The 13,156-nt window shown below is 65.3% G+C and carries 9 protein-coding genes; 2 read left to right on the top strand and 7 right to left on the bottom strand.

Features of this window, described 5'->3' with window-relative positions; all coding sequences use genetic code 11:
• The 3 genes from HSEST_RS10640 to HSEST_RS10650 all read right to left on the bottom strand — a co-directional run bounded on the left by HSEST_RS10640 (window position 1) and on the right by HSEST_RS10650 (window position 2,804).
• Entirely contained in the window at window positions 1-753 is a 753-nt protein-coding gene (locus HSEST_RS10640; protein WP_229120908.1) for an ABC transporter ATP-binding protein, read from the bottom strand.
• A 53-nt stretch (window positions 754-806) separates the two neighbouring features.
• Window positions 807-2,099, bottom strand: a complete 1,293-nt coding sequence (locus tag HSEST_RS10645) for a glucose-6-phosphate isomerase (protein WP_229120909.1) — start codon at window positions 2,097-2,099, stop codon at window positions 807-809.
• Window positions 2,100-2,204: 105 nt separating this feature from the next.
• A complete protein-coding gene (locus HSEST_RS10650) occupies window positions 2,205-2,804 on the bottom strand; it encodes an IMPACT family protein (RefSeq protein WP_229120910.1) in 600 nt (199 codons plus the stop codon).
• 101 nt (window positions 2,805-2,905) lie between these two features.
• Between HSEST_RS10650 and HSEST_RS10655 the strand changes: the two genes are divergently transcribed.
• On the top strand, window positions 2,906-3,406 hold the full coding sequence (locus HSEST_RS10655; protein ID WP_229120911.1) for a hypothetical protein: 501 nt from the start codon (window positions 2,906-2,908) through the stop codon (window positions 3,404-3,406).
• A gap of 7 nt (window positions 3,407-3,413) precedes the next feature.
• On the opposite strand, the gene HSEST_RS10660 is transcribed toward HSEST_RS10655, so the two are convergent.
• On the bottom strand, window positions 3,414-5,960 hold the full coding sequence (locus tag HSEST_RS10660) for an extracellular solute-binding protein (RefSeq protein ID WP_229120912.1): 2,547 nt from the start codon (window positions 5,958-5,960) through the stop codon (window positions 3,414-3,416).
• A gap of 235 nt (window positions 5,961-6,195) precedes the next feature.
• Window positions 6,196-7,890 (bottom strand): alpha-glucan family phosphorylase, encoded by a 1,695-nt coding sequence (gene glgP, locus HSEST_RS10665; protein WP_229120913.1) that lies wholly within the window; start codon window positions 7,888-7,890, stop codon window positions 6,196-6,198.
• Between the two features lie 214 nt (window positions 7,891-8,104).
• Between glgP and malA the strand changes: the two genes are divergently transcribed.
• Window positions 8,105-10,036, top strand: coding sequence for an alpha-amylase MalA (gene malA / locus HSEST_RS10670; protein ID WP_229120914.1), 1,932 nt, complete (start codon window positions 8,105-8,107; stop codon window positions 10,034-10,036).
• Between the two features lie 36 nt (window positions 10,037-10,072).
• Here the strand turns inward: malA and HSEST_RS10675 are convergent, their stop codons facing one another.
• Complete coding sequence (locus HSEST_RS10675; RefSeq protein WP_418886549.1) at window positions 10,073-11,494, bottom strand: MATE family efflux transporter; 1,422 nt, start codon at window positions 11,492-11,494, stop codon at window positions 10,073-10,075.
• Between the two features lie 167 nt (window positions 11,495-11,661).
• Entirely contained in the window at window positions 11,662-13,155 is a 1,494-nt protein-coding gene (gene malQ, locus HSEST_RS10680) for a 4-alpha-glucanotransferase (RefSeq protein WP_229120916.1), read from the bottom strand.
• Window position 13,156 lies beyond the last annotated feature (1 nt).

Below are 13,156 nucleotides of genomic sequence, written 5' to 3' on the forward strand. Positions count from 1 at the left end.
TCACCAGGCGGCCGCCGGGTCGTCGGTCAGTTCCAGGAACGCCTCCTCCAGGTCGGCATCCCCGTCGCCCACGTCGTCGGTGAGTTCGGCGGGGGACCCTTCCGAGACCAGTCGACCGTCGTGCAGGACGCCGACCCTGTTGGCGATCTCCTCGACGACCGGCAGGATGTGCGTCGAGAGAAACACCGTCGTCCCGTCGTCGGTCAACTCGACGATCAGCTCCCGGAGGGTGCGAGCCGCTCGCGGATCGAGACCGGACGTGGGCTCGTCGAGAAAGACCACGTCGGGGTCGTGCTGGACTGCCTGGATGAACGCCGTCTTCTGGCGCATCCCCTTGGAGTAGCCGTCGATCCGCCGGTCGAGATCGTCGTCGAGATCGAGCGTGTCGGCGAGTCCGAGCGCGCGATCTGAGACGCGCTCCCAGGGGATGTCCCGGAGATCGGCCGCGAACTGCAACTGCTCGCGGCCGGTGAGCTCGTTGTACAGCGGCGGTTCCTCGGGCAACAGTCCGATCTTTCCGACGAGGTGGCGACGCTCGCTGCAGTGGGTGTCGGCGACGAACGCGTCACCGTTCGTCGGTTCGACGAGCCCAGTCAGCATCCGCATCGTCGTCGTCTTCCCGGCTCCGTTCGGCCCCAGGAAGCCGTAGGTCACGCCCTCGGGAACGGACAGCGACACCCCATCGACGGCGGTTGTTGAACCGTACTGTTTGGTCAGCGACCGTGTTGAAATCGCAGGCGAGGACCCATCCATCGCCTGCCGGTTCGGACGAGGGATATAAAACGTCGCTGAAATGTCTCGCGTGGTTACTCGATGGTCAGCGTGGTCTTCTCGGCGACGGCGTCGGCTTCTTCGAAGTCCCCACCGCCGAGTAGGCCACGAGCGGCCTTCTTGCCCCACTCGACTGCCGGCTGGACGAACGTGTCCACGTCGTAGAGTTCGCCCGCCAGGACGGTCGCGGCCTCCATGCTGTAGAGCAACTCGCCGAGGCCGTATTCGTCGACGCTGTCGATCTCGATCCGGACGTTCGGCAGGTCCGCGGCGGCGAGGCTGGCCTCGGTCGCCTCGAACTCCGCGTCGAGCAACTCGCCCAGCGACGAGCCGCCGAGATACGAGAGCCCCTCGAGGTCGGTCTCCGGAATCGGCGTGTCCTCGCGGTCGGCCGCGCGGACGAGCGTGACCATCTTGTCGTTGGGGCCGGCGCGATAGAGCTGGAGCTGGGAGTGCTGGTCAGTCGCACCGAGTGCGCGCACAGGGGTCTGGCCCAGGCCGTCCTTGCCGAGGCTCTCGGCCCACAGCTGGGCGTACCATTCGGCGAAGGTCTCTAGGGACTCCTCGTAGGGCATCATCGCGTTGATCCCCGCGCCGCGGACGTCAAGCGCGTAGGCGATCGCCCCGTAGGCGTAGGCCGGCGACTCGTACAGCGACGGGGCCAGATCGGCTTCGGCGGCCGCGGCACCCTCGACGATCGCGTCGATGTCGTGACCTTGCAGCGCGGCAGCGGCCAGCCCGACCGTCGAGAGCACGGAGAACCGGCCGGGGACGCCGTCGGGCACTTTCAGCGACGGCAGATCGTGTTTGTCCGCCAGATCCCGGAGGTTGCCCGCCTCGCCGGTGGTGACCCAGGTGCGCTCGGTCCAGTCGACGCCCGCGGACTCCATGGCCTCCCGGACGACCAGGAAGTTCGACAGGGTCTCGGCGGTCGTCCCCGATCGGGAGACGACGTTGACGGCGGTCTTCGAGAGGTCGACGTCGTCGATGATCGACTCGACCCACTCGGGGTCGACGTTGTCCAGATAGTACGCTTCGACGTCGCTGTCTAGCGCGGCCGAGAGGGTGGCCGCACCCAGCGCGGAGCCGCCGATCCCGACGTTGAGGAGGTACTCGCTGTCGTCGAACGGTTCGACGGCCGCCCGAATCTCGTCGGTATCCACGGTATGGGGGAGGTTCAGCGACTCGTAGCCGTGTTCGTTGTTCGCACGCCCCTCCTCGATGCGGGCGTGGGCGTCGGCGACACGGTCGTCGAGTCGGTCGAGTGCGTCCTCAGGGACGCCCGGCGTCGCGACTCTGTCCAGTGCGTTTCCGATGTCTACTCGCATACCCGGACGGTCGCCGCCCTCCTACCTACCTTTATCGGACTCCGATCGACGGCGAGGCGTCCAGGTCAAGCGGTCCGATCGTCGTCGGACGATCGGAGGGCACCCCTACTGGTCGATCTCGGCCCGGCCGCTGGTGGCGCTCCGAATGCGGTCCCGGAGCGCGGCCGCGTCGGGCCGGGGCACTCGCACCGCGAAGACCGCGTCTTCCCCGTACTCGGCCTCGAACTCAACGCCTTCGCTTTCGAGGATTCCCCGTACCGTGCCGCTGTCGTCGTACTCGACAGCGATCCCGAAGCGCTCGTGGGGACGCTCGGTGACGACGCCGGCGTCGTCGACGCCTTCCTTGACGGCTCTGGAGTACGCCCGGGCCAGTCCGCCGACGCCGAGGTTCGTTCCGCCGTAATAGCGCGTCACGACGGCGACAGCGTTCTCGATCTCGCGCTGGACGAGGACGTTCAAGGCAGGCTTGCCGGCGCTACCGGAGGGTTCGGCGTCGTCGTTCTGGTATTCCCGCAGGGGATCCGCCCGGACGCGATAGGCGGGGACATTGTGGGTCGCATCAGCGTATTCGTCGCGGATAGACTCGATGAAGGTCTCGGCTGCTTCGACGGTCGTCGCAGGGGCGACGTGGCCGATGAACTCCGAGCCCCTGATCTCGAAGCGTGCCTGTCCCCGGCCACCGACGGTCTGGTACTGCTCGGACACGCCCGGCGCTTGGCGGGCGAGTACCAAACTGCTTGCGTCTGGCAGGTGTCCCGACAGTGAGATAACAATAAAGCACTTGTACACCAGAACGAAGGGTAAATATGGCGTTCTCGAAGGTCGGCCCCGTCCTCATCATCGTGGGGTTGCTCTGTCTACCTGCGCCCGTATATATCGGCGCGGTCGTGGACGCGACGACATCGGAGGAGACGACCACCGTGTACGAGGCGACGGTCATCGGAGATACGGAGCCCCCGTCGGATTCCGAGACTGCGGGCAATGGCACGCGAGAGCCGGTCGCCTACGAGAACCTCTCGGCCGACGAACGGGATCGGGTGGATCGGATCATCCAGTCGTCGGTGAACGCGTCGGGATCCGACACGGGCTGTTCGCTGCCGGACGATCGATCGGCGTTGGAGCGAGTGCCGATGGTTCTCGAACGGAACGGGACGCTCTACGAGATCGAACACTCGGACGAGGTCGAGTCCAGGCTGCCAGGGGTCGCCAACTACGGCCTACTCGTCACGTTCGTCGGGTTCGTGGCCGTCCTCGCCGGCATCGTGAAGACCCTCGAAGAAGCGATCGAATCGGGAAGACGTGGGTGACGGGGCGCTATCGACCAGTGCGGTAGTTCTCCAGCAACCGCTCGACCTGTGCGTCGAGGTCGGCGAGCGCCGTCTCGACGCCGTGATCGCGGGCGTCGAGATAGGCTTCCTCGACGAGCGTCCGGACCGTGTCGAACGGACCGATCCGAGCACCGTTGGTTGCCGGGATATCCGAACTCGCGAGCAGCTCTTCGAGTGCGGTCTCGAAGTGGGGGTTCTCCCGGAACCAGCCGTCAGAGCGTAGCGTGTCGACCGCACCGTGGTTGATCGGGAAGTACCCCGTCTCGCGGTGCCAGCGAGCCTGCTGGGCTGGCTGGGCGAGCCACGCGAGGAACTCGCCGGCGAGTTGCTGCCGGGAGTCCGGGATCGCTTCGGGCACCCACAGCGAGGCCCCGCCGACGGCCAGCCCGTTGCGCTCCCCGGCGACGGGGATCGGGGCCGTTCCCAGCTCGAACCCGGCATCCTCGGCACCCGCCTGCACGTCCGCGAGCGACGAACTCGACGCGACGAGCATCGCCGCATCGCTATCGAGGAAGGTCGACCTGGCCTCCCCACGGGCCTCCACGCCGGGGTTGTGATAGAGCCCGTCAGTTTCCATCCCGGCCCACCACCCGAAGATATCGCGGCCGGCGTCGCTGTCGAAGTGCGCCTCGGTCGCGTCGCCGCCCCGACCGTTGCGCTTGTTCACGAGTGGCTGGCCGGCCTGTGCGAACCACTGCTCGACGTACCAGGCGTAGTTGGCGAAGGTGATCCCGGAGTCGGCGACGCCCGCATCGACGACGTCTCTGGCGGCGGTCCGGACGGCATCGAACGTCTCGGGCGGCCGGTCGGGATCGATCCCTGCCCGCTCGAAGGCCGTCCGGTTGTAGCACAGCACCGGCGTCGAGGAGTTGAACGGCAGCGAGTACAGCCGGTGATCGGTCGTGTAGTACGACCTGACCGGATCCAGCAGCTCCCCGGTGTCGAAGCCGGTCGGCAGGACGTCCTCGACAGGGACGAACCCGCCGCTGTCCATCGCCCGCTTGGTGCCGATCTCGAAGATCTGGGCGATCGTCGGCGGCTGGCCGTTCTCGATAGCGTTCAGCGTGGCGTTCAGCGTCCCGCGGTAGCTCCCCTTCGCGGTCAGCTCGATCGAGACCTCGCCGTCGTACTGGGATTCGAATTCGCGGGCCAGCGTTTCGAGCAGGACGCCCTTCTGGCCGCTCATCGCGTGCCACATCTCGATCGTAGTGCCGTCGGCGTCGGCCGCGCCCCGAGTCGTCTCGAAGCCTTCGAGCGATTCAGTCAGCGTTTCGGTCCGTTCGGCCAGCGTGTTGGTCGCGGTCTGAACCTCGGTGAGGACGCTGGTCTGATCGCGGGCGGCCGCGGCGACGTCGTCGGCGGTCTCGGCGGTCTCCTCGCTGATCTCGCCGACGTCTTCGGCCATGACCGCCACCTGCTGGGTGGACTCGGCCTGGGACTCGGTCGCGTTGCTGATCTCGCTGACCCGGCCGGACACCTCCTCGACGTCGTCGACGATGTCCTCAAGCGCCGTCAGCGCATCGTCGATCGTCGCCCGGCCGTCGCCGACCCGGTCGCGCGTCTCCCGCATGTCGGCGGCGGCCTCGTCGGCCTCCTCGCGGACCGCCTCGATCGCCCCCTCGATGTCATCGAGCGCCGACTGGGTCTCCTCGGCGAGGCCCTTGACCTCGTCGGCGACGACCGCGAAGCCGGCTCCTTCCTCGCCGGCGCGGGCAGCCTCGATCGAGGCGTTGAGCGCGAGGATGTTCGTCTGCTCGGCGATGTCGTCGATCACCTCGACGATCGACTCGATGTCCTCGACCGAGTCGGCCAGGTTCTCGACGCTCTCGAGGGTCGTCTCCGTGGTCGCCTCGATCTCGTCGAGCTCGTCCAGTGCGGCCGTCGCGGCCTCGCCGCCCGACTGGGCGCGATCCGCGGAGACTTCCGCCGCGTTGGCCACCTCCTCCGCCGAGGAGGCGACCTCCTCGACCGTCGCCGAGAGGTCCTCAACCTCCCCGGCGACGTCCTCGATGTGGTCGTGCTGTCGGTCGGCATCGGCCGAGATCTCGCGGATCGACTCGTTGACTTCCCGGCTCTGCTCGCGGACGGCTTCGGCCGTCGTGGCGACCTGCTCGGTCGCGCCGCTGACCTGCTGACTGAACTCCTGGACGCGTCTGATCGACTCTCCCCACTCGCCGATCAGTTCGTCACAGACCGCGCCGAGTTCCCGTACAGCCGGGTCTTCGGCCGCGATGTCCGTCCGAGCGGTCAGATCGCCGTCGATCGCGCGCTCCATGGTCTCCGTCGTCGCAGTAATGGCCGCCTCCAGCCGGTCGGCCCGCTCGCGTTCCCGATCGCGCTCGTCGCGAAGCTCGGCCACCTCCTCGCGAAGGCGCTCGAGTTCCGCCGGATCACAGTCCGGTTCAGCCCCCCCATCCACCGACGCCACCTGTTCTGTCGATTGTGCTGTCGATGGCTGGTCCCCGTCCTCGTCGCTCGTGTCCGACTGCCCGTCTGCGACCCCGAGGAGGAGACTGGTAACTGACGTGTTCATGAGCTCGGTGTGAGTACTATCGTTTACTCCCGTGCACAATAAGTATATTTATTTTTGATTCCCCGACCAGCGGTAAAGACCCGAAGCGGTTAAAACAGCGAGCAGAACGGTTCGTGCACGAGTTACAGACATCTGATCGTTCCGACACGGACGCCGGTTGGGACGCGGTCCGCTTCCGGAAACGGTGGCACGACAAAAGGGGAAAGTGGCTTCGAGAGCGAAGCGATGGATCGTCCTACTGCGAGTACGCGTCGTCGAGGTACTCACGGACCATGCGCTGGGTGTGGTAGTACGGGCCGTTGAAGGACATCGTGTTGCGCATGATGTCGATCCACTTCTCGCGGTCCTCGTAGTACATCGGGACGACCGTGTTCTCCAGCTGGTCGTACATGTCCATCGCGTCCTGTCGGTCCTCGTCCGCGGCTTCGGTCTCGTCGGGCTCGCTCTCTTCGGGCTCGGGGCCGATCTTCCAGCCGGTCTCGTTTTCGATGTGGCCTTCGACCCACCAGCCGTCGAGCGTGCCGAGTTGCGGGATACCGTTGTATGCGGCCTTCATGCCCGAGGTGCCACAGGCCTCCAGCGGCCGTCGCGGGTTGTTGAGCCAGACGTCGACGCCGGAGGTCAGCTTCGCGCCGACCTCCATGTCGTAGCCCTCGACGTACTCGACGTTGACCGCGTCGTTGAGCTGCCAGGCGTTGTGGAAGATCTCCTGGATGTTGCCGATCCCGTCCTCGTCGCCGGGGAACGCCTTCCCCGCGAACACGATCTGGAACTCGCCGACGTTCTCGGCGATGTGGCGCAGCCGCTCGTGTTCGTAGAAGATCAGGTCCGCGCGCTTGTAGGCGGTCGCCCGGCGGGCGAACCCGATCGTGAGTTTCTCGGGGTCGAGATCCGAGTCCTCGCGCTCGTTGATGAACTCGATCGTGTCCCGCTTTTCTTCCATGTGGGCCTCCCAGAGTTCGTCGTCCGGGATGACCGAGGCGTGCTTGAGCTTGTAGGGGTTCTCGCGCCACCCCTCGACGTACTCGTCGTACAGCTCCTTGAAGGAGTCGCCGACCCAGAACGGGACGTGGACGCCGTTGGTGATGGCGTCGATGTCGTACCCGGGGAACATGTTCCGGGAGACCTCCTGGTGTTTCTTCGCGACGGAGTTGGCGTACCGTGAGAGATTCAGCGCCAGGTACGTCATGTGCAGGTCCTCCTCGCGGCTGTACTTCTTGAGGACGTCCTGGGGCACGAACTCCCCGAGGACCTCGTTGACCAGTTCCCAGTCGAACTGATCGTGGCCGGCTTCGACCGGCGTGTGAGTCGTGAAGACGGTCTGCTCTCGAACCGCCTCGGGGTCCATGTCGTTGCGCTTGAGCAGTTCCAGCGTCAGGAGGGCGGCGTGACCCTCGTTCATGTGGTAGGTGTCGACCTCGTAGCCGAGTTCGTCGAGGATCCGCGTCCCGCCGATCCCGAGGACGATCTCCTGGGCCAGCTGGACGTCCTCGCCGTAGCCGGGGCTGTACAGTCGCTGCGTGTACTCCCGGGCGTCCGGGTCGTTGCTCTCGACGTTCGTGTCGAGATAGATGATCGGGACCGTCTCGCCGCTCTGCTCGGAGACGACGTCGTACTTCCAGGCCGTAACCGTCACGTCCCGACCGTAGACCGGGACCGTCACCTCAACGTCGAGTTTCTCACAGTACTCCTCAACCGGCCAGGGGTCCTCCTCGCTGATCTGTGTGCCGTCCTCTTCGAGCGTCTGCTTGCAGTAACCGCGCTCGTTGAGCTGAGCGACACAGACTGCGGGGACGCCCATGTCCGCAAAGGATCGGATCGTATCGCCCGCCAGGACGCCCAGCCCGCCGCTGTACGTCTTGACGTCGTTTTCGATTCCGATTTCCATCGTGTAATACGCGATCCGTCCGTCCGGGTTGTCCGACACCATGTGCTCCACCTTTCTCGGAGTTACGGATCTCCAGGTATAACTGTTGTTGTTTTATTTCAACAACGATAATCAGGCTGGAGCGCTCTCTTTCTCCTCGAAAACGGAGTATCTGATTATAGTGGTTAGATACGATGAGATTCATTCAATCTCCGGGAACTGTGTGGCACATCGATGTCGGAAGATTGATTGAAGGTCCGATCGCTGATATAGATACATGCACCATCCAGGCCCACCCCGGTTCATGGCAGTCGGAGAGACCCAGGAACTAGCCCCGCGAGATCCCGTCCCCGACGAGGAGTACAACTGGTCGATCACGGACGCGCCTGCGGCTAGTTCGGTCGTCCTCGGTGACGAGTCGATCACGTATCTCACGCCGGACGAACCCGGCACCTACACGGTCGAACTCGACGCACCGGACACCACTCACGAGCTGACCGTTCGAGTCTACCCTGGTGACAAATCAGTGACTCATCAGCCGGGTAGTGGCGGCTACAGTGGCCAGAGCGGCTACAGCGGCTACAGCGGGGTCTCGGGCGGTTCGGGCGGTTCGGGCGTCTCAGGCGGACAGAGCGGTAGCGGCGCCGGCTCCGGACTGTCTCGCGACGTCGGCGAGCGTGGCCGCCCCCGGGTCACGCTCACGGGCGAACGAGTCGGCGACGAGGTCGTCATCACGGCCCACCCCAAGACCGCGCCGGGCGCCCCCGAGGAAGACCTCGACGTCGAGTTCTTCGTCGACGACCGCGACGACCTCGAGGAGTACGAGGTCGACGGGTACGAGTTCCGCGCCCCGCTCGATGCGGTCGCGGAGCCCGTCCGCGTACACGGTGTCGCGATCGGCCACCAGTACAGCGTCCCGGACACCGTCTCGATCCATCCCGACGGCGGTGTCGAGCGGCTCAACAAACCGCCGGAGTGGACCTCCGAGATGTCCGTCTACGAGCTGTACGTCCGCGGGTTCGTCGACCCCGACGACGACCAGACGATCCTCGGAGCGATCATCGACCGGCTCGACTACATCAGGGACCTCGGGCTGAACACGCTGTGGTTCACGCCCGTTCTGCAGAACGACGACTTCGATCACGGCTACAACATCACGGACTTCTACTCCATCGCCGACGATCTGGGTGGCGAGGAGGAGTTCCAGCGACTCGTCGAGGAAGCTCACGAGCGCGATATGAAAGTCCTGTTCGACCTCGTTCTCAATCACTCCGCGCGCGAACACGAGTTCTACCAGCGCGCCATCGGAGGCGACCCCGAGTATCGCGACTGGTACGACTGGCAGGACGAGGAAAACGACGTGCCGGATACGTACTTCGACTGGCCGTACATCGCGAACTTCAACTACGACAACCTGGAGGTTCGTCGACACCTGCTGGACGCCGTCGAGAAGTGGGCCGAATACGTCGACGGGTTCCGCTGTGACATGGCCTGGGCCGTCCCGCGCCCGTTCTGGCAGGAGATCCGTGACCTCACGAAATCGAAAGACAGCGAGTTCCTGCTGATGGACGAGACGATTCCCTACGTCGCGGACTTCCACAACCTCTGTTTCGACGTCCACTTCGACGCCGGACTGTACTTCGATCTGCTCCAGATCGGCCAGGGCAACCAGTCGGCCGATCAGATCTTCGATTCGATCGAGAACCGCTATCAGATCGGCTTCCCGGATCACGCCGGCTTCCTCACCTACATCGAGAACCACGACGAGGACCGATACATCGAGCAGGCCGGTGAACACGCCATCCGAGCGGCCGCGACCGCGTCCTGGACGGTTCCGGGTATTCCGATGATCTACGCTGGCCAGGAGATCGGCGAACGCCAGCGTCGCGGCCACACCCACTGGGAGTACGCCAACGAGGAACTCCGGGAGTTCTACCACCAGCTGACCGAGACCTGGGAGGAGATCGACGCGCTACACGTCGACGCCGACTTCGAGCGCGTCGAGTACGAGAGCGACAACGACGGCGTCACCGCCTACGCCCGCGACGGCGAGGACGGCCGCTATATCGTCGTGCTGAACTTCTCGGACGGATCCGAAGTCGTCGGACTCGACGAGAAAGTCGAAGCGATCGACCAGATCACCGGCGAGAACGTCGCCGCCGAGAACGGCGTCACCGTCGAGGACGCGGTCGTCTTGCCCACGGAGTAACGTTTCCGGTCGGCCTGTTGTTTTGATCGTCGGCTTCTAGTCCGATTCGTCTACCGTCGCGTCCGCGACGACCGTCTCGCGCTCGTCCTCGATGACGCCCTCCTGCCAGCGACCCAGCCGGAACCAGGCCACCGCCACCAAAAACGACAGGAACCCGCCGACCGAGAAGGCGATCCAGATCCCCACGACGCCGATCCCGAGCGTCTCGAGAGTGTGACCGGTCGGGAGCGCGACCGAAAGCGAGAACGCCAAGACGATCGCCACGGGCACCCGGAACACCCACCGGGAGAGCAGCGAGAGTGCCATCGCGACTTTCGTCTGGCCGGCACCACGGAACGCGCCCTGAATGACCATCGTGCCGCCGAAAAATGCCCAGAACGGAGCGATAACGTACAGGAAGGTCGCGCCCTCGCTGACGGTCGCAGGGTCGTCGAGAAACACCCGGATCAGCAACTCGGGGACGAGTAGACAGATCCCCGCCGCGACGCCCAGAAGCGCCATCGTCCCGCCGGTAGCGACCCAGGTGACCCGGCCGGCCCGGTCGGGCGTCTTCGCGCCGAGGTTCTGGCCGACGCCGGTCGCGGTGGCCTGTCCGACCGCGCCCGCGACCGACCACGTCACCGACATCAGGCGGACGCCGACGCCGTAGGCGGCGATGGCAGCGTCGCCGAAGGGCGTGACGAACGCCGCCATCACGACCGCGGCGAAGCTCCGGGCCCAGCCATCCAGCGTCCCCGGGTAGCCGATATCGATCAGCTTTCGGAGAATACGGGGGTCCGGACGGAGGTCGCCCACGTGGAGTTTGACGCCGAACCCGCCGCGCAGGAGGATCCCGATCCCGGCGGCAGTCGCGAGCCCCCGAGAGACGAACGTCGCCCAGCCGGCACCCCGCGTCCCCATCGCCGGGAACGGTCCCCAGCCGAGAATGAGGAACGGGTCGAGGACGACGTTCACGCCCGCCGACAGCAGCACCAGCCACATGGCAGTCTTGGTGTCACCCGCGCCCTGCAGGGACGCACGGAAGGCAAAGAACAGGAACGTCAGCGGCAGCGCGAGAAAGATGATCTCGATGTACGCCAGGGCCTCGGTGAACACCTGTCCGTCGGCACCCATCAGCGAAAGCAGGTCCACTCGGAACGTCCACCCGAGCGCGGCCAGAGCGATCCCGACCACGAGTGTCAACAGCACCGTCTGGGCGACGACCCGATCGGCCCGGCGCTCGTCGCCGGCTCCGACGTGCTGTGAGACCAGCGCGATCGTCGCGGCGGTGATCCCGATCGACGTGGAGACGAACATCCACGACAGCGGAAACATCAGTGCGACCGCGGCGACGGATTCGCGACCCACCCGACCGACCCAGAACATATCGGCGAGGTTGTACGCTGTCTGGAGGAGGTTCCCGAGCACGAGCGGCCAGGCTAGGTGGAGCAGCTTCGGCGAGATCGCACCCGTCGTCATATCGACGCCACGTCGCTCTGGAGAGGCCACTATCCGAACGTTCGTCGGGAGGGAAATGAAGGCGGCGCTTGTACTGGTGGCTATAGCATTTCGAACTGATCCGGCACGCCGTCGTGCCGGATATCGTTACGAACGTATAGCCACCAATATGAGGAGGTGTCGAGTCCCTAGTCGGTCAGTCGGCCGCTCGATTCGGTGATCTCGTACAGTCGCTCGGCGACGTCCGCCGAGAGGGCGTCCTCGCTGACCCGCCAGGCCCAGTTGTCCTCCTCGGTCCCGGGGACGTTGAATCGTGCGTCCGACCCGTATCCGAGAGGGTCCTGTACCTGTGCGAGCGTGATGACCGAGTCGGACCCCCAGATGGTATCGAGAATGTCCCAGTGGACGTCCCCGCCCTCGTAGTCGACGGCGTAGTGCAGGCAGTCTTTCTGTTGCTCGTCGAGATCCGCGTACCAGCCCGCGACGGTGTCCGTGTCGTGGGTGGACGTGTACGCGACGGAGTTCTCGTCGTAGGAGGAGGGATGGTAGCGGCTGTCCCCGTCACACCAGTCGGTGAAGGCCGCGACGTTCATACCCGGATACCCCAGATCCTCCCGGATCCGGTCCATCTCGTCGGTGATCTCCCCGAGGTCCTCGACGACGATCGGCAGTTCGCCCAGTTCGTCCCGAACGGCGTAGAAGATGTCCTCGTGGGGGCCATCGACCCATTCGCCTTCGCGGGCGGTGTCGGCGTCGGCCGGGATCTCCCAGTAGCTCTCGAATCCTTTGAAGTGGTCGATGCGGAAGATATCGACCCGCTGGAGGAGCCGTTCGAAGCGGCTGACCCACCAGCCATAATCGCGCTCGGCCAGCGCGGCCCAGTCGTAGACCGGGGTCCCCCACATCTGACCGTCGTCGGAGAACTCGTCCGGCGGGACACCGGAGACATACTTCGGCTCGCGTTGCTCGTCCAGCTTGAAGATCTCCGGGTTGGCCCAGACGTCCGCGCTGTCCAGGTCGACGTAGATCGGCATGTCGCCGACCAGATCGACGCCGCGCTCGTTCGCGTAGGCTTTCAGTTCGGACCACTGCTCGTCGAACAGCCACTGGAGGAACTTCCGGTACTCGATGGTCTCGGAGAGCTCCTCGCGATACTCCGCGAGCACCTCGGGATCACGCATCTTCGCGCCCTCGGGCCAGTCCAGCCAGGAGACGCCATCGAAGTGCGTTCGCAGCGCTCGATAGAGCGCGTATTCGTCGAGCCAGTCGCCGGCATCGTCCGTGAATGCCTCGAAGTCCGCTCGGTCGTCGTCGGACGCGTCGGTTTTGAACGTCTCGAAGGCGTCCTCGAGACGCGCTTCCTTGTACTCCCTGACCGGCCCGTACTCGACGTTCCCGTCGTCGAAGTCGGGACGATCGAGGTCCTCGAGCCAGCCGCGCTCGACCAGCTCGTCCAGATCGATGAACAGCGGGTTGCCAGCGAAGGCCGAATACGATTGATACGGCGAGTTGTCGTGAATCGGGATCGTCGGACCGAGCGGGCAGAACTGCCACAGCGACTGCCCGGAGTCGGCGAGAAAGTCGACGAATGTTTTGGCCGGATCGCCGAGGGTGCCGATACCGTCCGGTCCGGGTAACGAAGCGACGTGCAGGAACAGTCCGCTCTGTCTATCGAAGTCCATC

Origin of the sequence: Halapricum desulfuricans (assembly GCF_017094465.1) — an archaeon.
In the GTDB taxonomy this organism is placed as follows: Archaea; Halobacteriota; Halobacteria; order Halobacteriales; family Haloarculaceae; genus Halapricum.

Bases quoted from the DNA above. Each gene is read 5' to 3' on its own strand.
- HSEST_RS10675 (WP_418886549.1), bottom strand. From the start codon at position 11,494: ATGACGACGGGTGCGATCTCGCCGAAGCTGCTCCACCTAGCCTGGCCG.
- malA (WP_229120914.1), top strand. From the start codon at position 8,105: ATGCACCATCCAGGCCCACCCCGGTTCATGGCAGTCGGAGAGACCCAG.
- HSEST_RS10660 (WP_229120912.1), bottom strand. From the start codon at position 5,960: ATGAACACGTCAGTTACCAGTCTCCTCCTCGGGGTCGCAGACGGGCAG.
- HSEST_RS10640 (WP_229120908.1), bottom strand. From the start codon at position 753: ATGGATGGGTCCTCGCCTGCGATTTCAACACGGTCGCTGACCAAACAG.
- HSEST_RS10645 (WP_229120909.1), bottom strand. From the start codon at position 2,099: ATGCGAGTAGACATCGGAAACGCACTGGACAGAGTCGCGACGCCGGGC.
- HSEST_RS10655 (WP_229120911.1), top strand. From the start codon at position 2,906: ATGGCGTTCTCGAAGGTCGGCCCCGTCCTCATCATCGTGGGGTTGCTC.
- malQ (WP_229120916.1), bottom strand. From the start codon at position 13,155: ATGGACTTCGATAGACAGAGCGGACTGTTCCTGCACGTCGCTTCGTTA.
- glgP (WP_229120913.1), bottom strand. From the start codon at position 7,890: ATGGTGTCGGACAACCCGGACGGACGGATCGCGTATTACACGATGGAA.